Consider the following 22,950-nt stretch of genomic DNA (forward strand, 5'->3'; position numbering starts at 1 on the left):
GGCCCGGCCGCCCCGCGCGATGGGGAGCGGCCGGGCCCTGCCGGCCGGAGACGCCTCAAGCGCCCGGCGACGAGCGGAAGTTACAGCCCCGCGGCCTTGCGCAGCGCGTCCACCCTGTCCGTGCGCTCCCAGGTGAAGTCGGGGAGTTCACGGCCGAAGTGGCCGTATGCCGCGGTCTGGGCGTAGATCGGGCGGAGCAGGTCGAGGTCGCGGATGATCGCGGCGGGGCGGAGGTCGAAGACCTCGCTGATCGCCTGCTCGATCTTCTCGACGTCGACGGTGGCGGTGCCGAAGGTCTCCACGAAGACACCCACCGGTTCGGCCTTGCCGATCGCGTAGGCGACCTGGACCTCGCAGCGCGTGGCCAGCTCTGCCGCGACGACGTTCTTGGCGACCCAGCGCATCGCGTACGCCGCCGACCGGTCGACCTTGGACGGGTCCTTGCCGGAGAAGGCGCCGCCGCCGTGGCGGGCCATGCCGCCGTAGGTGTCGACGATGATCTTCCGGCCGGTCAGACCCGCGTCGCCCATCGGACCGCCGATCTCGAAGCGGCCGGTGGGGTTGACCAGGAGCCGGTAGCCGGCGGTGTCCAGCTTGACGCCGTCCTCGACGAGGCGCTTGAGCTCCGGCTCGACGACGTACTCACGGATGTCGGGGGCGAGCAGCGAGTCCAGGTCGATGTCCGCGGCGTGCTGCGAGGAGACCACGACGGTGTCGAGGCGGACGGCCTTGTCGCCGTCGTACTCGATCGTCACCTGTGTCTTGCCGTCCGGGCGCAGGTAGGGGATCGTGCCGTTCTTCCGGACGTCGGAGAGGCGCTCCGAGAGCCGGTGGGCCAGCTGGACGGGGAGCGGCATGTACTCGGCGGTCTCGTCGCAGGCGTAGCCGAACATCAGGCCCTGGTCGCCGGCGCCCTGCTTGTCCAGCTCGTCGTCGTCGCCCTCGACGCGGTTCTCGTACGCGGTGTCGACGCCCTGCGCGATGTCCGGGGACTGCGCGCCGATCGACTCCGAGACGCCGCAGGAGGCGCCGTCGAAGCCCTTCTTCGAGGAGTCGTAGCCGATCTCGAGGATCTTGTTGCGCACGAGCGACGAGATGGGCGCGTAGGCCTTGGTGGTCACTTCACCGGCGACGTGCACGAGGCCGGTGGTGATCAGAGTCTCGACGGCGACCCGCGAGTGCGGGTCTTCCTTGAGCAGCGCGTCGAGGATGGTGTCGCTGATCTGGTCAGCAATCTTGTCAGGGTGACCCTCGGTCACGGATTCCGAGGTGAACAGACGGCGGGACACATCGCTCCCTGGGGTTGCAGCGGCTGCTGGCTATCAATGGGCGGACCGGTCGGGGGCCCAAGCACGGTCCGCCGCCAGTTTATCCATCTGGAGCCGTATCCAATCACGTAGTCCCGAACTTCGATACAGGCCATGACCTGCGCAAGCTCATCCGCCAGGAGATGCGGTGCGCTCTTGACGGGCCCGCGGAGTGTGCGTCATATCACGCCATCACAGACATAACGGATCCTGCGGACGGACTGATTCCGCCGGCTTGCGACAGGCGGGCGAAGCGGGCGGAAACGGTCAGGGGAAGCGCAGGGCCACCAGGTCCCAGACCTTGTCGGAGAGGACGTCCTTCGGCCCGTACGGGACCGCCGTCTCGCTTCCGTCCGCACCCAGGACGACGGCCTCGTTCTCCTCCGCGCCGAACGTCTTGCCCTCCCCCACCTCGTTGACGACGAGCAGGTCGCAGCGCTTGCGGGCCAGCTTGGCCCGGCCGTTGGCGAGGACGTCGTCGGTCTCGGCCGCGAAGCCGACGACGATCTGGCCGGCGCGGGCCCTGTCGGTGGACAGCTCGGCGAGGATGTCCGGATTGCGCACCAGCTCCAGGGGCTCGGGCTCCGCGTCCTTCCGCTTCTTGATCTTGCCTTCGGCGTAGGCCGCCGGACGGAAGTCCGCGACGGCTGCCGCCATCACGACGGCGTCCGCGTCGGCGGCCGCCCCCAGGACCGCCTCCCGAAGCTGTGCGGCCGTCCCCACCCGGACCACGTCGACACCGGCCGGGCCGGGAAGCTCGCTGTTCGCCGCGACCAGGGTGACGCGGGCGCCGCGCGCGGCGGCGGTACGAGCCAGGGCGAAGCCCTGCTTCCCCGACGAGCGGTTGCCCAGGAAACGCACCGGATCGAGGGGTTCGCGCGTGCCGCCCGCGCTGACGACCACGTGCCGGCCCGTGAGGTCCGTCCGCTCCGCGGCCGTACCCCGCGCGAGCACCCCGCGGCAGAACTCGAAGACGGCCTCCGGCTCCGGGAAGCGCCCCTTGCCCGTGTCCGCTCCCGTCAGCCGTCCCACCGCGGGCTCGATCACGAGGCAGCCGCGGCGGCGCAGCGTGGCGACGTTCTCCTGCGTGGCCGGGTGCTCCCACATCTCGGTATGCATGGCGGGGGCGAAGACGACCGGACACCGCGCGGTGAGCAGGGTGTTCGTCAGCAGGTCGTCGGCGAGGCCGTGGGCGGCCTTCGCGAGGATGTCGGCCGTCGCGGGCGCGACCACGACCAGGTCGGCGCTCTGCCCGATGCGCACGTGGGGCACCTCGTGCACCGACTCCCACACGTCGGTGCTCACGGGGTGGCCTGAGAGCGCCGAGAACGTGGCCTCCCCGACGAAGCGCAGCGCGGAGGCCGTCGGCACGACCCGCGTATCGTGCCCGCTCTCCGTCAGCCGCCGCAGCAGCTCGCACGCCTTGTAGGCGGCGATACCGCCGCTGACTCCGAGTACGACCCGCGGCCTGCTCTCCTGCGGGCTGCCGTGCTGGCGCTGCTCCATCGCCGACCTCTCCCCATGCGGTGCCCGACGGTGCCTGACGGGCGTCAGGCGGGCTGCCTACCACCTACACATGACACACCACGGGCCCGGCAGCCGCGCTGCCGGGCCCGTGGCGGTGGTTCCTGCCGGTGCCTACTGCGTCACCGGGACGTCGACGGCCTCGGAGGTCAGCAGGCCGGCGTTGATCTCGCGGAGCGCGATCGAGAGCGGCTTCTCGTGGACGTGGGTGTCCACGAGGGGGCCCACGTACTCGAGGAGACCCTCACCGAGCTGCGAGTAGTACGCGTTGATCTGGCGCGCACGCTTGGCGGCGTAGATCACGAGGCTGTACTTCGAGTCGGTGGCTTCGAGCAGCTCATCAATGGGCGGATTGATGATGCCCTCGGGCGTGGAGATGGAAGAGGACACGCTCTGCCTTCCGGAGGGGTGTGGTGAAGTTCAGAAAGAGATCGAGAATCAAGCGATCCGCATCAAGGCTAGCAGCTCGGCACTGACGTCCTCGACCGAGGTATTGACGAGGGTGGTGTCGAATTCCTCTTCGGCCGCCAGCTCGGTACGGGCCGCCGCCAGCCGCCGCTCGATGACCTCGGGGGGCTCCGTCCCCCTGCCGGTCAGACGGCGGACGAGCTCCTCCCAGCTGGGCGGAGCGAGGAATACGAGCCGGGCGGAGTGCATGGCCTTCCGTACGAGCCTGGCGCCCTGGAGGTCGATCTCCAGAAGGACGGGTTCGCCCCGTTCCAGATGCTCGAGAACGGCCGCGCGGGGGGTGCCGTACCGGTTTCCCGCGAATTCGGCCCACTCCAGCAGTTCCCCGTTCGCGACGAGTTTGTCGAACTCGTCGTCGCTGACGAAGAAGTACTGCACGCCGTGCTTCTCCCCGGGGCGCGGCCTGCGCGTCGTCGCGGACACGGACAGCCAGACATCCGGATGCGCCTTGCGCAGATGTGCGACGACCGTGCTCTTCCCGACCCCTGAAGGGCCGGAGAGCACGGTCAGCCGAGGCTTGCCGGCGGGAGGTTCCGGGGTGTCCCCCCGGGGAACTGCAGAACTCATGCAGTGATTATCCCGGTTCGAAGCAGTGCCTTGCCACCAGGACGCCGCAGGCCGTGGCCCACGGCGTCCTCGTCACGGGGCGATCAGGCGGAGGCTCCGCCGAACTCCCGCTCCAGAGCGGCGATCTGGTTGGAGCCCAGGCCGCGCACCCGGCGGCTCTCGGAGATCCCGAGACGCTCCATGATCTGCTTGGCGCGGACCTTGCCGACGCCCGGGAGGCTTTCCAGGAGAGCACTGACCTTCATCTTGCCGATGACGTCGTTCTCCTGGCCCTGCTTGATCACGTCGTGCAGGGTCGCGCCGGAGTGCTTCAGCCGGTTCTTGACCTCGGCGCGCTCCCGGCGAGCCGCGGCGGCCTTTTCGAGCGCGGCTGCGCGCTGTTCAGGGGTAAGGGGCGGAAGAGCCACGCCTACGTCACCTCAGTTAGAACTGTCGGAATGGATTCGTGAGGAGCTTTCTCATAGCCCCGCCAGCACGGGGCAACGAGCAACGCGCCTGTTCGCGCTGCTCCCGACGGAGACTAGCGGCCTGTGGCGCCTGAGTCAGCGAGAACTGCGGAAAAGTCCTGGTCAGACTCAAGTCGATCGGTGCATTAGTGGACAAATACACCCAGTTCCCGTCTCAACTCCGCCTCAATTTGCGGCTGTCGGGGTTCCGGTCGCGCATCGCCGCAGGTACGAAGCAGGTACGGAGCCGTACAGGAAGGGACGTACCGCCCTCATACGTCCGGTCCGGGACCTCGCACCCGTCAGCCGAGGGCCTCCGCGAGGGCGGCCGCCTCCGCGAGGGCCGCCTCGCGCAGCGCCTTCGGCGAGGGTCCGTGCCGGAGCACGCCTCTGCTGATGCTGGGCAGGACGTTGCCCTTCGCGGCCCCGAAGACGCGCGGGAGGTCGGCCGCCGTGGCCCCCTGCGCACCGATCCCCGGTGCGAGCAGCGGCCCGTTGACGGACAGGTCCACGCCCGCGGTGTGGAGCGTGCCGCCGAGGGTCGCTCCGACCACCGCGCCCATCGAGCCGAGGGGTTCCGCGCCCGCGTTCTCCTGCGCGAGGTGCGCGAGGACGGTGGCGGCCACGCTCCGCCCGTTCTCCCGTACCGCGTGCTGCACTTCGGCGCCCTCCGGGTTGGAGGTGAGCGCGAGGACGAACAGGCCGCAGCCGCTCGCGCGGGCACGCTCGGCCGCCGGGCGCAGGGAACCGAACCCCAGGTACGGGCTCACCGTCAGCGCGTCGGAGAAGAGCGGAGAGGCGGGGTCGAGGTAGGCGTCCGCGTAGGCGGACATGGTGGAGCCGATGTCGCCCCGCTTGGCGTCCGTCAGCACCAGCGCACCGGCGGCACGCGCTTCGGCGACCCCGCGCTCCAGCACGGCGACGCCGCGGGAACCGAACCGTTCGAAGAACGCCGACTGCGGCTTGAGCACGGCGACTTGGCCGGCGAGCGCCTCGACGACGCCGAGGGTGAATCGCTCCAGGCCCGCGACGTCCTCGGTCAGGCCCCAGTCGGCGAGGAGCCCGGGGTGCGGGTCGATGCCGACGCACAGGGGACCGCGGGTGTCCATGGCGCAACGCAGCCGCGCGCCGAAGGGTTCCTGGTGGGGAGCCGGCTGGTTCATGCTGCCTCGGCCTTCCGGTGTTCGGCGCCGACGGCGTCGGCGAGTGACGCGTACGGGCTGGCGGCGAGGCGCGCGGCCAGCCCCCTGTGGACGGCCCGGGCCCAGCCGGGGCCCTCGTAGACGAAGGCGCTGTAGCCCTGTACGAGGGTGGCGCCGGCGAGGATGCGCTCCCACACGTCGTCCGCGGTCGTGACGCCGCCGACGCCGACGAGGGTGACGCGTCCGCCGACCCGGGCGTACAGCCGCCGCAGCACCTGGAGGGACCGGTCGTGCAGCGGCGCACCGGACAGGCCGCCGGTCTCCGCCGTGAGCGACGGCGGTGCGGTGAGGCCGAGGCCGTCGCGGGCGATGGTGGTGTTGGTGGCGATGATGCCGTCCAGGCCGAGTTCCACCGCGAGGTCGGCGACGGCGTCGACGTCCTCGTCGGCGAGGTCGGGCGCGATCTTCACCAGCAGCGGTACGCGGCGTCCCACGACGGCGCGGTCGGCCGCCTCGCGCACGGCGCTCAGCAGCGGGCGCAGCGCGTCGGTGGCCTGGAAGGCGCGCAGGCCGGGGGTGTTGGGCGAGGAGACGTTCACGACGAGGTAGTCGGCGTGGACGGCGAGGCGCTCGGTGGAGGTGACGTAGTCCTCGACGGCCTCCTCCTCGGGGACGGCCTTCGTCTTGCCGATGTTGACCCCGACCACCGGGGACGCGGCGGCTCCCCGTGCGCCCTCCGCTCCGCGGCGCCGGGAGCGGGCAGCGAGCCGGGCGGCGACGGCGGCCGAGCCCTCGTTGTTGAAGCCCATCCGGTTGATCAGGGCGCGGTCCGCGGGGAGGCGGAAGAGACGCGGCCGGGGGTTGCCCGGCTGGGCCCGGCCGGTGACGGTGCCGACCTCGACGTGGCCGAAGCCCAGCATCGCCAGTCCGTCGATGCCTTCGGCGTTCTTGTCGAACCCGGCGGCGAGTCCGAACGGGCCCGGCATGCTGCACCCCAGAGCCTCGGTCCGCAGTTCGCCGGCCCGGGCGCCGAACCTCGCCGCGACGCACGTCCGCAGCAGCGGCAGCCGCGAGACCCCGCGGATCAGCGCGAAGGCCAGACGGTGGGCCCTCTCGGGGTCCAGCCGCCTCAGGACGGTCTCGAACAGCAGGTGGTACATGGCGGCCTTCGCGTGAGTACGGGCGGTGTCGGGGGCGGTTGGTGCTGGGGGGCCGCGGGGCGGGGAAGCGGTCGCGCCTGCGCGGGCCGCGTCTCCCCCGCCCCGCCGGGCGTCAGCCGGAGCTGCGCGCCGCGATGAGATGCTCCGCGTGCTCCTGCAGCGAACGGACGCCCACCTCGCCGCGCGTGAGCGCCTCGATGCCCTGGACCGCCGCGGCGAGGGCCTGGACGGTGGTGAGGCAGGGGACGGCGCGGGCGACCGCGGCGGTGCGGATGTCGTACCCGTCGAGGCGGCCCCCGGTGCCCCAGGGGGTGTTGACGATCAGGTCGACCCGCCCGGCGTGGATGAGCTGGACGATCGTCGGCTCGCCGTCGGGTCCCGGTCCCTGGCTGTGCTTGCGTACGACGGTGGCGTTTATGCCGTTGCGCTTGAGGACCTCCGCGGTGCCGGACGTCGCCAGCAACTCGAAGCCCATGGCGACCAGTTCACGAGCCGGGAAGATCAGCGAACGCTTGTCGCGGTTGGCCACGGAGACGAACGCGCGTCCCTTCGTGGGCAGTGCGCCGTAGACCGCCGTCTGGGACTTGGCGTAGGCGGTGCCGAACACCGAGTCGATTCCCATGACTTCACCGGTCGAGCGCATCTCGGGGCCGAGGACGGTGTCCACGCCCCGCCCCTGGACGTCGCGGAAGCGGGTCCAGGGCAGCACGGCCTCCTTCACCGAGATGGGGGCGTCCAGCGGCAGGTCGCCGCCGTCGCCCTCCGCCGGAAGCATCCCCTCCTGACGCAGCTCCGCGACCGTGGCGCCCAGGGAGATGCGCGCCGCGGCCTTCGCCAGCGGGACGGCGGTGGCCTTGGAGGTGAAGGGGACGGTGCGGGAGGCACGCGGGTTGGCCTCCAGCACGTAGAGGATGTCGCCGGCCATGGCGAACTGGATGTTGATCAGTCCGCGTACGCCGACTCCCCGCGCGATGGCCGCCGTCGACGCGCGCAGCCGCTTGATGTCGTGGCCGCCCAGGGTGATGGGCGGCAGCGCGCACGCCGAATCGCCGGAGTGGATGCCGGCCTCCTCGATGTGCTCCATCACGCCGCCGAGGTAGAGCTCTTCGCCGTCGTAGAGGGCGTCGACGTCGATCTCGATCGCGTCGTCGAGGAACCGGTCGATGAGGACGGGGTGTTCGGAGATGAGGCCGGCGTGGCGCTCCAGGTACACGGCGAGCGAGGCCTCGTCGTAGACGATCTCCATGCCCCGTCCGCCGAGCACGTACGAAGGGCGCACCATCACGGGGTAGTTGATCTCCGCGGCGATGCCCTTGGCCTGCTCGAAGGAGTAGGCCGTGCCGTACTTGGGAGCCGGCAGGCCGGCCTCCTCCAGTACGCGCCCGAACGCGCCCCGCTCCTCGGCGAGGTTGATCGCCTCGGGCGAAGTGCCCACGATGGGCACGCCGTTGTCCTTCAGCGACTGGGCGAGGCCCAGCGGCGTCTGCCCGCCGAGCTGGACGACCACCCCCGTGACCGGGCCGGCCGCCTGCTCGGCGTGGACGATCTCCAGGACGTCCTCGAGGGTGAGGGGCTCGAAGTAGAGCCGGTCCGAGGTGTCGTAGTCGGTGGACACGGTCTCCGGGTTGCAGTTGACCATCACGGTCTCGTAGCCGGCCTCGCCGAGAGCGAAGGAGGCGTGGACGCAGGAGTAGTCGAACTCGATGCCCTGACCGATGCGGTTGGGGCCCGACCCCAGGATGATCACGGCCGGCTTCTCGCGGGGGGCGACCTCGGTCTCCTCGTCGTACGAGGAGTAGAAGTAGGGCGTGCTCGCGGCGAATTCGGCCGCGCAGGTGTCGACCGTCTTGTAGACGGGGCGCACACCCAGCGCGTGGCGCACCTCGCGGACCACGTCCTCGCGCAGCGAGCGCAGGCTCGCGATCTGGGCGTCGGAGAAGCCGTAACGCTTGGCCTCGGCCAGCAGGGGCGCGCTCAACTCCGGGGCGGCGGCGAGCTTTTCGGCGATCTCGCCGATCAGGAAGAGCTGGTCGGTGAACCACGGGTCGATCTTCGTGGCGTCGAAGACCTCCTGGGGGGCGGCCCCGGCGCGGATGGCCTCCATGACGGTGTTGACGCGGCCGTCGGTGGGACGTGCGGCCTTCGCCAGCAGCTCCGCCTTGTCCCCGGGAGGGGTGGCGAAGTCGAACTGGCTGCCCTTCTTCTCCAGCGAGCGCAGCGCCTTGTTCAGCGCCTCGGGGAAGTTGCGTCCGATCGCCATCGCCTCGCCCACCGACTTCATCGTGGTGGTGAGGGTGTCGTCGGCGGCGGGGAACTTCTCGAAGGCGAACCGCGGGACCTTCACCACCACGTAGTCGAGGGTGGGTTCGAAGGACGCGGGCGTCTTCTCGGTGATGTCGTTGGGGATCTCGTCGAGCGTGTACCCCACGGCCAGCTTCGCCGCGATCTTCGCGATGGGGAAGCCGGTGGCCTTCGACGCGAGCGCGGAGGAGCGGGAGACGCGCGGATTCATCTCGATGACGACGACGCGTCCGTCGGCGGGGTTCACGGCGAACTGGATGTTGCAGCCGCCGGTGTCGACGCCGACCTCGCGGATGACGGCGATCCCGACGTCCCGGAGCACCTGGTACTCGCGGTCGGTGAGCGTCATCGCCGGCGCCACGGTGATGGAGTCGCCCGTGTGGACGCCCATCGGGTCGAAGTTCTCGATGGAGCAGACGACCACGACGTTGTCGTGCTTGTCGCGCATCAGCTCCAGCTCGTACTCCTTCCACCCGAGGATGGACTCCTCCAGCAGCACCTCGCTCGTCGGCGAGAGGGTCAGCCCCTGGCCCGCGATGCGGCGGAGCTCCTCCTCGTCGTGTGCGAACCCGGAGCCCGCGCCGCCCATGGTGAAGGACGGCCGCACGACGACGGGGTAGCCGCCGAGGCCCTCGACTCCGTCCAGCACCTCTTCCATGGAGTGGCAGATGACGGAGCGGGCTGACTCGCCGTGGCCCGTCCGCTCCCGTACGGCCGCCACGACGTTCTTGAACTGGTCGCGGTCCTCACCTTTGTTGATCGCCTCGACGTTGGCGCCGATCAGCTCCACGCCGTACTCCGCGAGCGTCCCCGACTCGTGCAGGGAGATCGCCGTGTTCAGCGCGGTCTGGCCGCCGAGCGTGGGCAGCAGCGAGTCCGGACGCTCCTTGGCGATGATCTTCTCGACGAACTCGGGCGTGATCGGCTCGACGTAGGTGGCGTCGGCGATCTCCGGGTCGGTCATGATCGTGGCGGGGTTGGAGTTCACCAGGATGACGCGCAGGCCCTCGGCCTTGAGGACCCGGCATGCCTGCGTACCCGAGTAGTCGAACTCCGCGGCCTGGCCGATGACGATCGGGCCGGACCCGATGACCAGGACGGACTGGATGTCGGTGCGCTTAGGCACTCTGGCCCTCCAAGTGCTGGGTGGTGCTGTGCGGGGCGCCGCCGCTCCGGCGGCCGGCGCCGTCCCCGGGGCCCTCGCCGCCCATGAGCGCGACGAAGCGGTCGAAGAGGTAGGCGGCGTCGTGCGGTCCGGCCGCCGCCTCGGGGTGGTACTGGACGCTGAACGCCGGCCGCTCCAGCAGCCGCAGCCCCTCCACGACGTTGTCGTTGAGGCAGACGTGGGTCACCTCGGCCGGGCCGTACGGGGTCGGGCTCGGTCCGTCCAGCGGGGCGTCGACGGCGAAACCGTGGTTGTGCGCGGTGACTTCGACCTTGCCGCCCGTCCACTCCCCCGAAGGGGTGCGTTCCTGCACGGGCTGGTTGACGCCGCGGTGGCCGTACTTGAGCTTGAAGGTCCCGAAGCCCAGCGCACGGCCCAGTATCTGGTTGCCGAAGCAGATGCCGAACAGGGGCGTGCCGCGGTCGAGCACGGCGCGCATCAGCGCGACGGGGTGCTCCGCCGCGGCGGGGTCGCCGGGACCGTTGGAGAAGAAGACGCCGTCGGGCTGCACCGCGTAGACGTCCTCGACGCTCGCGTCGGCGGGCAGCACGTGGACCTCGACGCCGCGCTCCGCCATGCGGTGCGGCGTCATGCCCTTGATGCCGAGGTCGACGGCGGCGACCGTGAAGCGCTTGGTGCCCTTCGCCGGTACGACGTACGCCTCCTTGGTGGCGACCTCGCCGCACAGGTCGGCGCCCGCCATCGCGGGGGCGGACCGCACCCGCTCCAGCAGCTCGCCCTCGCTCGCCGCGGCGGCCTCGCCGGAGAAGATCCCGGCGCGCATCGCACCGCGCTCCCGCAGATGGCGGGTGAGCGCGCGGGTGTCGACCCCGCTGATGCCCACGACGCCCTGCGCGGTCAGCTCCTCGTCGAGGGTGCGTACGGAACGCCAGTTGGAGGGGGTGCGCGCGGGGTCGCGTACGACGTATCCGGCCACCCAGATGCGGGCGGACTCCGGGTCCTCGTCGTTGACGCCGGTGTTGCCGATGTGCGGCGCCGTCATGACGACCACCTGCCGGTGGTACGAGGGGTCGGTGAGCGTCTCCTGGTACCCCGTCATGCCGGTGTTGAAGACGGCCTCGCCGACGGTCTCCCCCACGGCGCCGTAGGCGCGTCCGCGGAAGCTGCGGCCGTCCTCGAGGACGAGCACTGCGGGAGCAGGTGAGGCGGCTGGTCCGGTGGCGGTCGTCATCATGTGTCCCTCTCCGGGGTTACAGCGTGGTGGTACGGGCCGGTGACCGCGCTGTCACCGGCGGGGGCCGTCCCGGGCTCCGCACCCGGGGTGGCGGATCCGTCCGCCGCGAGGCCGGCGATCCGCTCCACCCAGGCGGCCTGCTCGGACGGGTGGTCGAGGCGGAACCCGGAGTCGAGGAGCCGGTCCCCGAGTTCCCAGGTGACGGCCAGCAGGCCCCCCTCGGTGAGCACCTTGCCCGCGATGCCCTTCTCGAGGCGCGCACCGCGGAGCTTCTCCACGGGCACGAAGAAGTCCCTCGCGCCCGGCCGTTCGACCGTGAGCCCCGCCGCCGTGAGCGTCAGGGCAGCGCGGCTGCGCGTGCCGAGGCCGTGGGCGACGATCCGGTCGAGCCACTGCCCCGCACTGGTGGAGCCGTGGTAGCGGCCGGCCGCGGCGAGCAGCGTCCCGCCGGACGTACCGGCGGGGAGCGGCTCGGCCGGTTCGGGCAGGTCGCCCTGGAGCGTCCCCCGCCACTTCCAGCCCTGGCGCATCAGCCAGTAGAGGAGGGCGACGAACAGGAGCAGCCCGACGACCCAGCCGATGCGGGCGGCCCAGTCGGTGACCTCCTGCGACCGGGGTTCGGCGGCCGGCAGGGCGGTCAGGAGCGCGGGTCCGGGTCGTACGTTCACGCCAGCTTCCCGTCCACGACTGTCGCGCGTCCCCGCAGCCAGGTGTGAGTGACGCGTCCCGGCAGGTCACGGCCCTGGTAGGGGGTGTTGCGGCTGCGGGAGGCGAAGCATGCGGAATCCACGCTTCCACGGTAGTCCGGGTCCAGGAGTACCAGGTTCGCGGGTTCACCTGCGGCGACGGGGCGTCCCTGTCCCTCGAGCCGGCTGATCGCGGCGGGGCGGCGGGACATCCGCTCGGCCACCCCGGCCCAGTCCAGCAGGCCCGTCTCGACCATGGTGTGCTGCACGACCGACAGCGCGGTCTCCAGGCCCACCATCCCCATGGCCGCCGCGCCCCACTCGCAGTCCTTGTCCTCGTGCGGGTGAGGGGCGTGGTCGGTGGCCACGCAGTCGATGGTCCCGTCCGCGAGCGCCTCGCGGAGGGCGCGGACGTCCGCTTCGGTACGCAGCGGGGGGTTCACCTTGTAGACCGGGTCGTAGGAGCGGACGAACTCGTCCGTCAGCAGCAGGTGGTGCGGGGTGACCTCGGCCGTGACCTGCCAGCCCTTGGACTTGGCCCAGCGCACCAGCTCGACGGAGCCCGCCGTGGACAGGTGGCAGATGTGCACCCGCGATCCGACGTGCGCGGCCAGCAGGACGTCCCGCGCGATGATCGACTCCTCGGCGACGGCCGGCCAGCCGCCCAGCCCGAGTTCGGCCGAGACGACGCCCTCGTTCATCTGCGCGCCTTCGGTCAGGCGCGGCTCCTGGGCGTGCTGCGCGACGACGCCGTCGAATGCCTTCACGTACTCCAGCGCCCTGCGCATGATCACGGCGTCGTCGACGCACTTGCCGTCGTCGGAGAAGACGCGCACGTCCGCGGCGGAGTCGTGCATGGCTCCGAGCTCGGCGAGCTGCTTCCCCTCCAGGCCGACGGTGACCGCCCCCACGGGCTGCACGTCGCAGTAGCCGGACTCGCGGCCCAGCCGCCACACCTGCTCGACGACGCCGGCCGTGTCGGCGACGGGGAAGGTGTTGGCCATCGCGTGCACCGCGGTGAAGCCGCCCTTCGCGGCGGCCCTGGTACCCGTCAGCACCGTCTCGGAGTCCTCGCGGCCGGGCTCGCGCAGATGCGTGTGCAGATCGACGAGGCCGGGCAGCAGGACCCGTCCCTCCGCCTCGACCACCTCGGCGCCGGCGGCGTCGAGGCCGCTGCCCACCTCGGCGATCCTCTCGCCGTCGATCAGTACGTCCCGGGGCTCGCCGCCCAGGACGCGTGCGCCGCGGAGGAGCGTCCTGCCGGTGTTGCCGGTGTTGCCTGTCATCGTCACTCGTTCTCCTCGGTACGGGCGGCGGCCCCGGGGACGGACGTCGCCGCCTCCGGGGGAAGGGAGCCTGATACGGCGGGTTCGGAGCCGCCCAGCAGCAGGTACAGCACGGCCATGCGGATGCTGACGCCGTTGGCGACCTGCTCGACGGCGGTGCAGCGCGGCGAGTCGGCGACCTCCGCCGTGATCTCCATGCCCCTGTTCATCGGGCCGGGGTGCATCACGACGGCGTGCTCGGGCATCCGCGCCATGCGCTGCCCGTCCAGGCCGTAGCGGCGGGAGTACTCGCGCTCCGTCGGGAAGAACGCGGCGTTCATCCTCTCGCGCTGCACGCGCAGCATCATCACGGCGTCGGACTTGGCGACGACGGAGTCGAGGTCGTAACTCACCTCGCAGGGCCACGCCCCGACGCCGACGGGCACCAGCGTGGGAGGCGCGACGAGGGTGACGTCCGCTCCGAGCGTGCTCAGCAGGTACACGTTGGAGCGGGCGACTCGGCTGTGCAGCACGTCGCCGACGATCGTGATCCGCCGCCCCGCCAGGTCGCCCTCGCCGCCCGAGAGGCGGCGGCGGATGGTGAAGGCGTCGAGCAGCGCCTGCGTGGGGTGCTCGTGGGTGCCGTCGCCCGCGTTGACTACGGAGCCGCCGATCCAGCCGGAGGTGGCGAGCCGGTGCGGTGCGCCCGAGCCGGGGTGGCGGATGACGACCGCGTCCGCGCCCATGGCCTCCAGGGTCAGCGCCGTGTCCTTCAGCGACTCCCCCTTCGAGACGGACGACCCCTTGGCCGAGAAGTTGATGACGTCCGCCGAGAGGCGCTTTGCCGCGGCCTCGAAGGAGATGCGGGTGCGCGTCGAGTCCTCGAAGAAGAGATTGACGACGGTGCGGCCGCGCAGGGTCGGCAGCTTCTTGATCGGCCGGTCCGCGACCCGGGCCATCTCCTCGGCGGTGTCGAGGATGAGGACGGCGTCGTCGCGGGTGAGGTCGGCGGCCGAGATGAGGTGGCGCTTCATCGTTGCCTTCCGTGGGTGGTCGCCCGTGGGCGGCGGTCAGGCGTGTGGGCGGTGCGGACGGTGTGGGCGGTGTGTGGCCGCGCACGGACTCGCCGGAAGGGGGCCGGCGAGCGGGCCGGGACATCGAGGGCAGGGCAGGCCGGAGGGGCGGCCGGACGGACGGGCGCCCCGGAGCCGTGCCGGACCGCCTCAGCGTTCCGCGCGCCCCGGGGCGGCCGGCGCGGAGCGGACGGTCGCGGCGTCCTCGGCTGCGGACGGGTCGCCGGCGGTCGCGGCGGCACCGAGCAGCACGCCGTCGCGGCCGTCCTCCTCGGTGAGCCGGACCTTGACCGTCTCGCGCAGCGAGGTGGGCAGGTTCTTGCCGACGTAGTCGGCGCGGATCGGGAGTTCGCGGTGACCGCGGTCGACGAGCACGGCGAGCTGGACGGCGCGGGGGCGTCCGATGTCACCCAGCGCATCCAGCGCGGCACGGATCGTGCGCCCGGAGAAGAGGACGTCGTCGACGAGGACGACGAGCCGTCCGTCGACCCCGTCGCCGGGGATCTCGGTGTGCCCGAGGGTCCGGGCGGGGCCGAGCCTGAGGTCGTCGCGGTACATCGTGATGTCCAGCGAGCCGTGCGGGACCGGACGGCCGGTGATCTCCGCGAGCTTCGCGGCGAGGCGCTCGGCGAGGAAGACACCCCGGGTGGGGATTCCGAGAAGCACCACGTCATCGGCGCCTTTGGCGCGTTCGACGATCTCGTGGGCGATGCGGGTGAGGACGCGCGCGATGTCGGGCGCCTCGAGTACGGGGCGGCCTGCGGCGGCACCCCTGTTGCCTGAGTCCATGCGGAAAGGACCTCCTTCCCCGCCTCACGGGACGGGCCTTAAAGGACGTCTGAGCTGTCACCCAAACGGTAGCAGGGGGCCGTACGAACTTCGGACCCCGCCCAGCCGCTCCCTGGAAGGCCGCGTTCCGCTCACCTCGGCAAAGCTACTCGGCGTTCGGCTTGACGGCGGACATTACGCTGCGTAACCTCACAGTGAGTTACCACTTTCTCGTACGCGGGGAGCGATATGTCCAGCGAATACGCCAAGCAGCTCGGAGCGAAGCTCCGGGCCATCCGCACCCAGCAGGGCCTCTCCCTACACGGTGTCGAGGAGAAGTCCCAGGGCCGCTGGAAGGCGGTCGTGGTCGGTTCGTACGAGCGCGGAGACCGCGCCGTCACAGTTCAGCGCCTCGCCGAGCTGGCCGACTTCTACGGTGTGCCCGTCCAGGAACTGCTTCCGGGGACCACTCCGGGCGGCGCCGCGGAGCCCCCGCCGAAGCTCGTGCTGGACCTGGAGCGGCTCGCTCACGTCCCGGCCGAGAAGGCCGGCCCGCTCCAGCGGTACGCAGCCACGATCCAGTCGCAGCGCGGCGACTACAACGGCAAGGTCCTCTCCATCCGTCAGGACGACCTGCGCACGCTCGCCGTCATCTACGACCAGTCCCCCTCGGTGCTGACCGAGCAGCTCATCAGCTGGGGCGTGCTGGACGCCGACGCGCGCCGCGCCGTGGCCCACGAGGACGCGTGAGCTTTCTGCCTCCGCCCGGCGTGCGAGCCTGATCCGGCCCTCGGGGCCGAAGAAACGTGCCGCCGCCTGTGACCGGCCCCTTCCAGGGCCGGTCACAGGCGGCGGCTTTCTGCGTCCTCATGGGCCTCCGCTCCGGTGGTGTCCGTGCGGAGGCCGTCGACTCGGTCAGCGCTTCAGCGTCGGCTTGAGGTCCTGCAGGCGGCCGAGGAGGCCATTGATGAACGGAGGCGAGTCGTCCGTCGAGAACTCCCTGGCGATGGCCAGGGCTTCGTCGATGACGACGGCCTCGGGCACCTCTTCGGACCAGATCAGCTCGTAGGCCGCCAGACGCAGGATGCACCGGTCTGCCACCGGCATCCGGTCCAGCGTCCAGCCCACCGAGTAGGTCGAGATGAGCTCGTCGATCCTCGGGGCGTTCTGCGCGTACCCCTCGATGAGGTCCATCGTGTACTCGCCGACGGGCGGTTGCCGGTCGTCGGTCCGGGCGTGCCGGATCCAGTCGGCGAGGACGTCCGTCGCGGCGACCCCGCGCTGGTCCGCCTCGAAGATGATCTGGAAGGCACGCTTTCGGGCCTTGTTACGGGCAGCCACGGTTAGCTGTTCACCCGGCCGAGGTACTCGCCGGAGCGGGTGTCGACCTTGATCTTTTCACCCGTGGTGATGAACAAGGGCACACCGACCTCGTAGCCCGTCTCCAGACGCGCGGGCTTGGAGCCGCCGGTGGAGCGGTCGCCCTGGACTCCCGGCTCGGTGTGCTCGATCGTCAGCTCGACCGCCGCGGGCAGTTCGACGAAGAGCGCTTCGCCCTGGTACATGGCGACCGTGGCCTCGAACCCCTCCAGGAGGTAGTTGGCGGTGTCGCCGACGATCTCCGGGGTGATGTGGATCTGGTCGTAGGTCTCCATGTCCATGAAGACGAAGTACTCGCCGTCCTTGTACGAGAACTGCATTCCGCGTCGGTCCACGGTCGCCGTCTCGACCTTGGTGCCCGCGTTGAACGTCTTGTCGACGATCTTGCCGGACATGACGTTCTTCAGTTTCGTACGGACAAAGGCGGGCCCCTTGCCGGGCTTGACGTGCTGGAACTCGACGACGGACCAGAGCTGGCCGCCGTCGAGCTTGAGCACCATGCCGTTCTTGAGGTCGTTCGTGGATGCCACGGTTGCGGAATCTCCTGAGACTGCTGCTGCGGAAACCAGAGGGCTGCCGCGGCACTCCCGCCCGTCAGGGGCTAGAGGGCGAGCAGCTCTTTGGTCGTGATGGTGAGTAGCTCGGGTCCGCCGTCCGCCGCTGGGCGGACGACGAGCGTGTCGTCGATCCGGACACCGCCCTGGCCCGGTAGGTGGACCCCGGGCTCGATGGTGACCGGCACACAAGCGTCGAGTTTACCCATGGCCCCAGGTGACAGCCGAGGGTCCTCACCGATTTCCAGACCCACCCCGTGCCCCGTCGCGGAACCCAGCGCTTCGGCATGGCCCGCTCCGTCCAGGACCTGCCGGGTGGCGCGGTCGACGTCACTGCAGGCCGCACCCGGTGTGAGCGCCTCACGGCCCGCCCGCTGGGCGGCGAAGACGAGGTCGTACAGCTCGACTTGCCAGTCGTCCGGGGCTGTCCCGATGACGAACGTCCGGCCGATCTGGCAGCAGTAGCCGTGGTATCGCGCGCCCAGCCGCACCGAGAGGAAGTCGCCCTCCTCCACGCGCCTGTCGGTGGGCCGGTGGTGGGCGAGACCGGAGTTGCGTCCGGTGGCGACGGAGGTCGGAAAGGCGGAGCCCTCGGCACCGTGGTCGATGAGCCGGCGCTCCAGTTCGAGCGCGAGGTGCCGTTCCGTGCGTCCCACGAGGATCGACTCCAGCAACTCGCCGAGCGCCTGATCGGTGATCTCGGCGGCGGTGCGCAGTGCGGCGATCTCCTCCTGGTCCTTCACGACCCGCTGTGCCTCGACGGGGCAGGCCAGCCGCGTCAGGTGGAGCCCGGCCACCGAGTCGACGGCCCGGTAGCGGGTGACGGTCAGGTGGTGTTCCTCGACGGCCAGGCTGCGGGCCCCGGCCGAAGCGGCGAGGTCGGCAGCGGCCACTGCCGTGTCGCCGTCCGGGGACTGGATGGCGACGGTGCGCAGCTCGTCGGCGGGCCCGCTGCCCGTATGGCGGTGCGAGGGGTCGGCGGCGGCCGGACCGAGCAGGGTGTCCGTGCCGTCGGCTCCCAGCAGGAGCGCTGCCCCTTCGGGCGGGCGGCCGGTGAGGTAGCGGATGTTGGCGGGTCGCGTGACCAGCAGCGCGTCGGCGTGACCCGCCTGCGCTGAGTTGGCGGCGCAACGCTCGCGGAGCAGGGCGCGTCGAGCCACGTGGACCTCGGACATACAGCCGAGCGTACGGAGCCCGCGCCGAGGGAGCAGTTCCTGCGGGTCCGTGCGGGCGACCGGCCCGGAAGGAGCGCCCCGGGAACGGAGAAAGCGCGTCCGGAACGGAGCAGGTCCGGACGAGAAGCGGAGTACCGGGGACGGGACAGAAACCGGGGACAGGGCCGCTGACCGGCGCCCTGACCGGTCACCCTCTCCGGGCGGGCCTCACCAGCGCGGCGGGCTCGCCAGGCTGCGGGCGACGACGTCGTCCAGCATCCGGGCGGTGGTGGCGACGTCCTGCCGGGAGTTGTCGATGATCGGCAGACCGGAGCCGTACCAGCCGGCCATGCGCCCGTGGATGTTGGCCACCTCTTCGTCGCTCAGACGCCGGTTGCCGCTGCGTGCGGCGTTGCGCTCCAGGACGATCTCCAGCCCGGGCAGCAGCACCACCGGGATCATGCCGGGCCCGACGTGCCTCTTCCAGCCGCCGAGGCCCACCACCGGGCGGTCGGGGAAGACGGCGTCGTCGAGGATGCAGGAGATCCCGTTGGCCAGGAAGTTGCGGGCCGCGAAGCCGCATGTCCGGCGGGCGAGCCGGTACTGCGCCTCGGAGTGGTCGTTCCACCCGCTCTGCGGGTCGGCGAAACCGGAGCGGACCCATTCGCGGACGTCGTCGAGGCTGATGTGCGCGGTCGGAACCGCACGGCGGTCCGCCCAGTAGCGCGCCACCGTCGACTTCCCCGCACCGGCCGGGCCGATCAGCAGTACGGCCACCGCGGCACGCGTCGCGTCGAGTTGGGCGGGATCGGCGTGGGGTGCGGGGATCTCGACGGGAGCGCCGCGGGAGAGCGTGATGTGCCCGGTGGTCTCCGACGGGGGCACGTCCATGTCGCTCGCGCGCCGTCCGTCCGGGTGCCGCGCGGGGGCCGTGGGCACGGGCGGGGGCGCACCAGGGACGGGCGGCTGCCCGGGTGGCGGCCCGCCGGGAGCGTGCGGCGGCGGTACGGGGGCGGCCGGCTGCCCCGGCACCGGGGGCTGCGCGTGTGGCGGCGGTGGCGGCGGCTGCTGCGTGGGCCGCTGCGTGGGCGGCTGCTGGGAGTGGCCACCGGGCCAGCCCGGCTGCTGCGGCGGGGGCGGCGGTGCCTGTCCGGCGTGCGGGGGGCGCTGACCGTTGTGGAACCCCAGGTGGGAGTCCGGCGCGGGGCCGGGCTGGTGCGCCCCGTACTGCTGCATCCGCTCCCCAACTCCATCTCGCTCCGGCGGCGCTGCCCCCGCAGCGCCATGATGGTGTGACAGTACCGGACCGTACCGTCGGTTCCGTTTCCGGTGGAACGGTCGAGGGGTGCGTACGGTGCCCACGGGCCCCGCAGCGCTCAGAGTTCGTCCGAGAGCGCCCTCAGCGCAAGTTCGTAGCTGCCGAGGCCGAACCCCGCGATCGTGCCGCTCGCGACGGCGGAGATGACCGACGTGTGCCGGAACTCCTCCCGCGCGTGCGGGTTGGAGATGTGCACCTCGATGAGCGGTGCGGTCCGCTGCGAGGCGGCGTCCCGCATTCCGTACGAATAGTGCGTGAACGCGCCGGGGTTGATGACGACGGGGATCTTCCCGTCGGCCGCCTCGTGCAGCCAGCGGATCAGTTCACCCTCGTCGTTGGTCTCGCGCACCTCCACGGCGAAGCCCAGCTCCCCGCCGAGAGCCGTGCACCGCTCCACCAGCCCCGTGTAGGACGTCGATCCGTAGACGTCGGGTTCGCGGGAGCCGAGACGGCCGAGGTTCGGGCCGTTGAGGACGAGTACGGGGCGGCTCATGCGGCGATCTCCGCGTGCGCCGCGAGCAGCATCGCCGGGTCCGGGGCCTCCAGGACGGACGGCTTGGCCAGCCCGTCGAGGACGATGAAGCGGAGCATGTCCCCCCTGGACTTCTTGTCGACCCGCATCGTCTCCAGCAGCTTGGGCCACTGGTCGCCGCGGTAGGTGACGGGCAGGCCGAGCGACTTCAGGACGGTGCGGTGCCGTTCGGCGGTGGCGTTGTCCAGCCGGCCCGCGATGCGGCCCAGTTCGGCCGCGAAGACCATGCCGACGGAGACCGCGGCGCCGTGCCGCCACTCGTACCGCTCGTTTTTCTCGATCGCGTGGGCCAGCGTGTGACCGTAGTTGAGGATCTCGCGCAGGCCGGACTCCTTCAGGTCCGCCGAGACCACCTCCGCCTTGACCTTGACGGACCGTTCGATCAGCTCCGCGGTGTGGGGCCCCTCGGGTGAACGGGCGGCCTCCGGGTCCGCCTCGACGAGGTCGAGGATGACCGGGTCGGCGATGAACCCCGCCTTGACGACCTCCGCGAGGCCGCCGACGTAGTCGTGCACGCCCAGCGACTCCAGAGCCGCGAGGTCGCAGAGGACACCGGCCGGCGGGTGGAAGGCGCCCACCAGGTTCTTGCCCTCTGCGGTGTTGATGCCGGTCTTGCCGCCGACAGCGGCATCCACCATGCCCAGGACCGTCGTCGGCACAGCGACCCAGCTCACCCCGCGCAGCCAGGTCGCGGCGACGAACCCCGCGACGTCCGTCGTCGCACCGCCGCCGACTCCGACGATCACATCGCTGCGCGTGAAGCCCGTCTGGCCGAGGACCTTCCAGCAGTACGCCGCGACCTCGGCCGTCTTGGACTCCTCGGCGTTGGGGAGCTGCACGGCGATGGCCTGGTAGCCCTGCGATTCCAGGTCCTCACGCAGCACTCCGCCGGTCTCGGCCAGCGCCTCGGGGTGCAGGACGGCGACGCGCTTCGCCGACGTGCCGATCAGACCGGGCAGTTCGCCGAGCAGCCGGTGGCCGATGAGCACGTCGTAGGGCTGTGTACCGGCGGAGCCGCCCACGGTGATGCGGGTGGGCGCCGGGGTCGTGCTGGTCATGAGTGCTTCAGCTCCAGGGCGTCGAGGATCTCGTCGGCGACCTCGTCCGGGGTGCGGTCCCCGGTGCCGACGACGGCGCGGGCGACCTCCGTGTAGAGGGGACGGCGCGCGTCCATCAGCTCACGCCACTGCTTGCGGGGGTTCATCATCAGCAGCGGCCGCGGCGCGTCGAGGCCCACGCGCTTCACCGCCTCCGCCACGTCCATCTCCAGGAAGACGACGGGGCCTCCGGCCAGCAACTCCCTGGTCTCGGCGGCCAGTACGGCTCCGCCGCCCAGCGCCAGCACGCCGGAGTGCTCGCCCAGCGCCTTCCGTACGGCGGTGCGTTCCAACTCTCGGAAGTGCTCCTCGCCGTCGTCGAGGAAGATCTCCGAGATCGGCTTGCCGGCCGACTCGACGATGTCCTGGTCGGTGTCGCGGCAGGCCACGCCCAGCCGCTTCGCCAGCAACTCGCCGACGGTCGTCTTGCCCACGCCCATCGGGCCGACGAGGATCACCGCGGGCCCGGTCACTTGATCTCCAGCCCGTCGAGGAAGCCGTTCACGTTCCGTCGCGTCTCGCGGACGCTGTCGCCCCCGAACTTCTCCGCCACCGCGTCGGCCAGCACCAGCGCGACCATCGCCTCGGCCACGATCCCGGCCGCGGGCACGGCGCACACGTCGGAGCGCTGGTGGTGCGCGCGGGTCTCCTCACCCGTCGCCACGTCGACTGTGGCGAGCGCGCGCGGCACCGTCGCGATCGGCTTCATCGCGGCCCGTACGCGCAGGAGTTCACCGGTGGACAGACCTCCCTCGGTGCCGCCGGAACGCCCCGAGCTGCGCCGCAGACCGCCTTCGCCGGGCACGATCTCGTCGTGCGCCTTCGAGCCGGGGACGCGCGCCAGGCCGAAACCGTCGCCCAGCTCCACGCCCTTGATGGCCTGGATGCCCATGAGCGCCCCGGCCAGACGCGAGTCGAGGCGGCGGTCCCAGTGCACGTGGGAGCCGAGCCCCACCGGGACGCCGTGCGCCGCCACTTCGACCACGCCGCCGAGCGTGTCGCCGTCCTGGTGTGCCTGATCGATCTCCGCGACCATCGCCTTGCTCGCGTCGGCGTCGAGGCAGCGCACGGGGTCGGCGTCCAGCCGCTCCACGTCGCCGGGCTGCGGCACGAGCCCGTAGGGGGCCTTGGCCGCGCCGAGTTCGACCACGTGGGAGACGATCTCGATCCCCGTCGTCTCCTTGAGGTACGACTGCGCGACCGTGCCCAGCGCGACCCGCGCCGCCGTCTCCCTCGCGGACGCCCGCTCCAGTACGGGACGGGCCTCGTCGAAGCCGTACTTCTGCATGCCGGCGAGATCGGCGTGCCCGGGGCGCGGGCGCGTCAGCGGTGCGTTGCGGGCCAGGCCGGCGAGCGTCTCGGGATCGACGGGATCGGCCGCCATGACCTGCTCCCACTTCGGCCACTCGGTGTTGCCCACCATGATCGCGACCGGTGACCCGAGAGTGAGCCCGTGCCGGACGCCGCCGATGAAGGTGACCTCGTCGCGCTCGAACTTCATCCGGGCGCCGCGTCCGTACCCCAGCCGCCGCCGTGCCAGCGCGTCCGCCACCATGTCGGTGGTGACCGGCACACCGGAAGGGAGTCCTTCCAGCGTCGCCACCAGTGCGGGGCCGTGCGACTCCCCCGCCGTCAGCCAGCGCAACCTGCTCAACGGTGCTCCTCGATCTCGCGCCTCGGCGCTCTGGGCGGCCCTTGCGGCCTCGCCGTCCTCTCCGGCTCTGACCCCGATCTTGCCACGTGCGCGAAGCGCGGCCGCCGCCCGTCCACTGGCCGGACGGCGTGTGCCGTGGACGGCGCACACGGTCACCGGCAGCCAGGGGCGCCGCTCGGGACGTGCCGGCGCCC

21 protein-coding genes and 1 pseudogene are annotated in these 22,950 nt (G+C 71.5%); 1 reads left to right on the forward strand and 21 read right to left on the reverse strand.

The genetic code is table 11. The features are described from left to right. Window positions 1-80: 80 nt before the first annotated feature. The 13 genes and pseudogenes from metK to pyrR all read right to left on the reverse strand — a co-directional run bounded on the left by metK (window position 81) and on the right by pyrR (window position 15,088). Window positions 81-1,289 carry a methionine adenosyltransferase gene (gene metK, locus H181DRAFT_RS01270; protein WP_045862252.1) on the reverse strand — a complete coding sequence of 403 codons (1,209 nt, stop codon included), beginning with the start codon at window positions 1,287-1,289 and terminating at the stop codon, window positions 81-83. Window positions 1,290-1,574: 285 nt separating this feature from the next. Further along, the gene (gene coaBC, locus H181DRAFT_RS01275) at window positions 1,575-2,813 is read right to left on the reverse strand and encodes a bifunctional phosphopantothenoylcysteine decarboxylase/phosphopantothenate--cysteine ligase CoaBC (protein WP_045862253.1); all 1,239 of its coding nucleotides are present in this window, start codon (window positions 2,811-2,813) and stop codon (window positions 1,575-1,577) included. 132 nt (window positions 2,814-2,945) lie between these two features. After that, entirely contained in the window at window positions 2,946-3,221 is a 276-nt protein-coding gene (gene rpoZ / locus H181DRAFT_RS01280) for a DNA-directed RNA polymerase subunit omega (RefSeq protein ID WP_028431631.1), read from the reverse strand. 48 nt (window positions 3,222-3,269) lie between these two features. Beyond that, the gene (gene gmk / locus H181DRAFT_RS01285) at window positions 3,270-3,866 is read right to left on the reverse strand and encodes a guanylate kinase (RefSeq protein ID WP_045862254.1); all 597 of its coding nucleotides are present in this window, start codon (window positions 3,864-3,866) and stop codon (window positions 3,270-3,272) included. Between the two features lie 83 nt (window positions 3,867-3,949). Beyond that, window positions 3,950-4,273, reverse strand: coding sequence for an integration host factor, actinobacterial type (gene mihF, locus H181DRAFT_RS01290; protein WP_028431629.1), 324 nt, complete (start codon window positions 4,271-4,273; stop codon window positions 3,950-3,952). Window positions 4,274-4,614: 341 nt separating this feature from the next. Then, the gene (gene pyrF / locus H181DRAFT_RS01295; RefSeq protein ID WP_045862255.1) at window positions 4,615-5,475 is read right to left on the reverse strand and encodes an orotidine-5'-phosphate decarboxylase; all 861 of its coding nucleotides are present in this window, start codon (window positions 5,473-5,475) and stop codon (window positions 4,615-4,617) included. Beyond that, entirely contained in the window at window positions 5,472-6,614 is a 1,143-nt protein-coding gene (locus H181DRAFT_RS01300; RefSeq protein ID WP_045862256.1) for a quinone-dependent dihydroorotate dehydrogenase, read from the reverse strand. Before H181DRAFT_RS01300 ends, pyrF begins: the two co-directional genes overlap by 4 nt. A 112-nt stretch (window positions 6,615-6,726) precedes the next feature. Continuing rightward, the gene (gene carB / locus H181DRAFT_RS01305; protein ID WP_045862257.1) at window positions 6,727-10,041 is read right to left on the reverse strand and encodes a carbamoyl-phosphate synthase large subunit; all 3,315 of its coding nucleotides are present in this window, start codon (window positions 10,039-10,041) and stop codon (window positions 6,727-6,729) included. Window positions 10,042-10,114: 73 nt separating this feature from the next. Beyond that, window positions 10,115-11,272 (reverse strand): annotated as a pseudogene (gene carA, locus H181DRAFT_RS01310) (glutamine-hydrolyzing carbamoyl-phosphate synthase small subunit); the annotation flags it as partial. Then, a complete protein-coding gene (locus H181DRAFT_RS01315) occupies window positions 11,272-11,943 on the reverse strand; it encodes a PH-like domain-containing protein (protein ID WP_254666657.1) in 672 nt (223 codons plus the stop codon). The gene H181DRAFT_RS01315 and the pseudogene carA, both read right to left, overlap by 1 nt. Continuing rightward, a complete protein-coding gene (locus H181DRAFT_RS01320; protein WP_045862258.1) occupies window positions 11,940-13,247 on the reverse strand; it encodes a dihydroorotase in 1,308 nt (435 codons plus the stop codon). The genes H181DRAFT_RS01315 and H181DRAFT_RS01320 overlap by 4 nt, the downstream gene beginning before the upstream one ends. 2 nt (window positions 13,248-13,249) lie before the next feature. After that, window positions 13,250-14,260, reverse strand: coding sequence for an aspartate carbamoyltransferase catalytic subunit (locus tag H181DRAFT_RS01325; protein ID WP_045862259.1), 1,011 nt, complete (start codon window positions 14,258-14,260; stop codon window positions 13,250-13,252). Window positions 14,261-14,449: 189 nt separating this feature from the next. Continuing rightward, window positions 14,450-15,088, reverse strand: a complete 639-nt coding sequence (gene pyrR / locus H181DRAFT_RS01330) for a bifunctional pyr operon transcriptional regulator/uracil phosphoribosyltransferase PyrR (RefSeq protein WP_045862260.1) — start codon at window positions 15,086-15,088, stop codon at window positions 14,450-14,452. Between the two features lie 228 nt (window positions 15,089-15,316). Here pyrR and bldD point away from each other — a divergent pair, with 228 nt between their 5' ends. Next, window positions 15,317-15,817, forward strand: coding sequence for a transcriptional regulator BldD (bldD, locus tag H181DRAFT_RS01335; RefSeq protein ID WP_028431622.1), 501 nt, complete (start codon window positions 15,317-15,319; stop codon window positions 15,815-15,817). 165 nt (window positions 15,818-15,982) lie between these two features. On the opposite strand, the gene nusB is transcribed toward bldD, so the two are convergent. The 8 genes from nusB to aroC form a co-directional block, all read right to left on the reverse strand. Then, a complete protein-coding gene (gene nusB / locus H181DRAFT_RS01340; protein WP_045862261.1) occupies window positions 15,983-16,408 on the reverse strand; it encodes a transcription antitermination factor NusB in 426 nt (141 codons plus the stop codon). A gap of 2 nt (window positions 16,409-16,410) precedes the next feature. Continuing rightward, window positions 16,411-16,977 (reverse strand): elongation factor P, encoded by a 567-nt coding sequence (gene efp, locus H181DRAFT_RS01345; protein ID WP_045862262.1) that lies wholly within the window; start codon window positions 16,975-16,977, stop codon window positions 16,411-16,413. Window positions 16,978-17,048: 71 nt separating this feature from the next. Beyond that, window positions 17,049-18,176: an aminopeptidase P family protein gene (locus H181DRAFT_RS01350; RefSeq protein ID WP_045862263.1), complete on the reverse strand. Its 1,128-nt coding sequence runs from the start codon at window positions 18,174-18,176 to the stop codon at window positions 17,049-17,051. 207 nt (window positions 18,177-18,383) lie between these two features. Beyond that, on the reverse strand, window positions 18,384-19,391 hold the full coding sequence (locus H181DRAFT_RS01355) for an AAA family ATPase (RefSeq protein WP_078895405.1): 1,008 nt from the start codon (window positions 19,389-19,391) through the stop codon (window positions 18,384-18,386). Between the two features lie 140 nt (window positions 19,392-19,531). Beyond that, window positions 19,532-19,966 carry a type II 3-dehydroquinate dehydratase gene (gene aroQ, locus H181DRAFT_RS01360; protein ID WP_045862264.1) on the reverse strand — a complete coding sequence of 145 codons (435 nt, stop codon included), beginning with the start codon at window positions 19,964-19,966 and terminating at the stop codon, window positions 19,532-19,534. Continuing rightward, a complete protein-coding gene (gene aroB, locus H181DRAFT_RS01365) occupies window positions 19,963-21,063 on the reverse strand; it encodes a 3-dehydroquinate synthase (RefSeq protein WP_045862265.1) in 1,101 nt (366 codons plus the stop codon). The genes aroQ and aroB overlap by 4 nt, the downstream gene beginning before the upstream one ends. Continuing rightward, window positions 21,060-21,575, reverse strand: a complete 516-nt coding sequence (locus H181DRAFT_RS01370; protein ID WP_045862266.1) for a shikimate kinase — start codon at window positions 21,573-21,575, stop codon at window positions 21,060-21,062. The genes aroB and H181DRAFT_RS01370 overlap by 4 nt, the downstream gene beginning before the upstream one ends. Further along, window positions 21,572-22,756 (reverse strand): chorismate synthase, encoded by a 1,185-nt coding sequence (gene aroC / locus H181DRAFT_RS01375; protein WP_045862267.1) that lies wholly within the window; start codon window positions 22,754-22,756, stop codon window positions 21,572-21,574. The genes H181DRAFT_RS01370 and aroC overlap by 4 nt, the downstream gene beginning before the upstream one ends. Window positions 22,757-22,950: the final 194 nt, after the last annotated feature.

Origin of the sequence: Streptomyces sp. WMMB 714, assembly GCF_900090125.1 — a bacterium.
Taxonomy (GTDB): domain Bacteria; phylum Actinomycetota; class Actinomycetes; order Streptomycetales; family Streptomycetaceae; genus Streptomyces; species Streptomyces daqingensis.

Excerpts from the sequence above, each read along its gene's own strand:
- pyrF (WP_045862255.1), bottom strand. The coding sequence starts at position 5,475 with ATGAACCAGCCGGCTCCCCACCAGGAACCCTTCGGCGCGCGGCTGCGT.
- H181DRAFT_RS01350 (WP_045862263.1), bottom strand. The coding sequence starts at position 18,176 with ATGTCCGAGGTCCACGTGGCTCGACGCGCCCTGCTCCGCGAGCGTTGC.
- H181DRAFT_RS01300 (WP_045862256.1), bottom strand. The coding sequence starts at position 6,614 with ATGTACCACCTGCTGTTCGAGACCGTCCTGAGGCGGCTGGACCCCGAG.
- aroB (WP_045862265.1), bottom strand. The coding sequence starts at position 21,063 with ATGACCAGCACGACCCCGGCGCCCACCCGCATCACCGTGGGCGGCTCC.
- aroQ (WP_045862264.1), bottom strand. The coding sequence starts at position 19,966 with ATGAGCCGCCCCGTACTCGTCCTCAACGGCCCGAACCTCGGCCGTCTC.
- coaBC (WP_045862253.1), bottom strand. The coding sequence starts at position 2,813 with ATGGAGCAGCGCCAGCACGGCAGCCCGCAGGAGAGCAGGCCGCGGGTC.
- H181DRAFT_RS01355 (WP_078895405.1), bottom strand. The coding sequence starts at position 19,391 with ATGCAGCAGTACGGGGCGCACCAGCCCGGCCCCGCGCCGGACTCCCAC.
- bldD (WP_028431622.1), top strand. The coding sequence starts at position 15,317 with ATGTCCAGCGAATACGCCAAGCAGCTCGGAGCGAAGCTCCGGGCCATC.
- gmk (WP_045862254.1), bottom strand. The coding sequence starts at position 3,866 with ATGAGTTCTGCAGTTCCCCGGGGGGACACCCCGGAACCTCCCGCCGGC.
- H181DRAFT_RS01325 (WP_045862259.1), bottom strand. The coding sequence starts at position 14,260 with ATGAAGCGCCACCTCATCTCGGCCGCCGACCTCACCCGCGACGACGCC.
- pyrR (WP_045862260.1), bottom strand. The coding sequence starts at position 15,088 with ATGGACTCAGGCAACAGGGGTGCCGCCGCAGGCCGCCCCGTACTCGAG.
- H181DRAFT_RS01320 (WP_045862258.1), bottom strand. The coding sequence starts at position 13,247 with ATGACAGGCAACACCGGCAACACCGGCAGGACGCTCCTCCGCGGCGCA.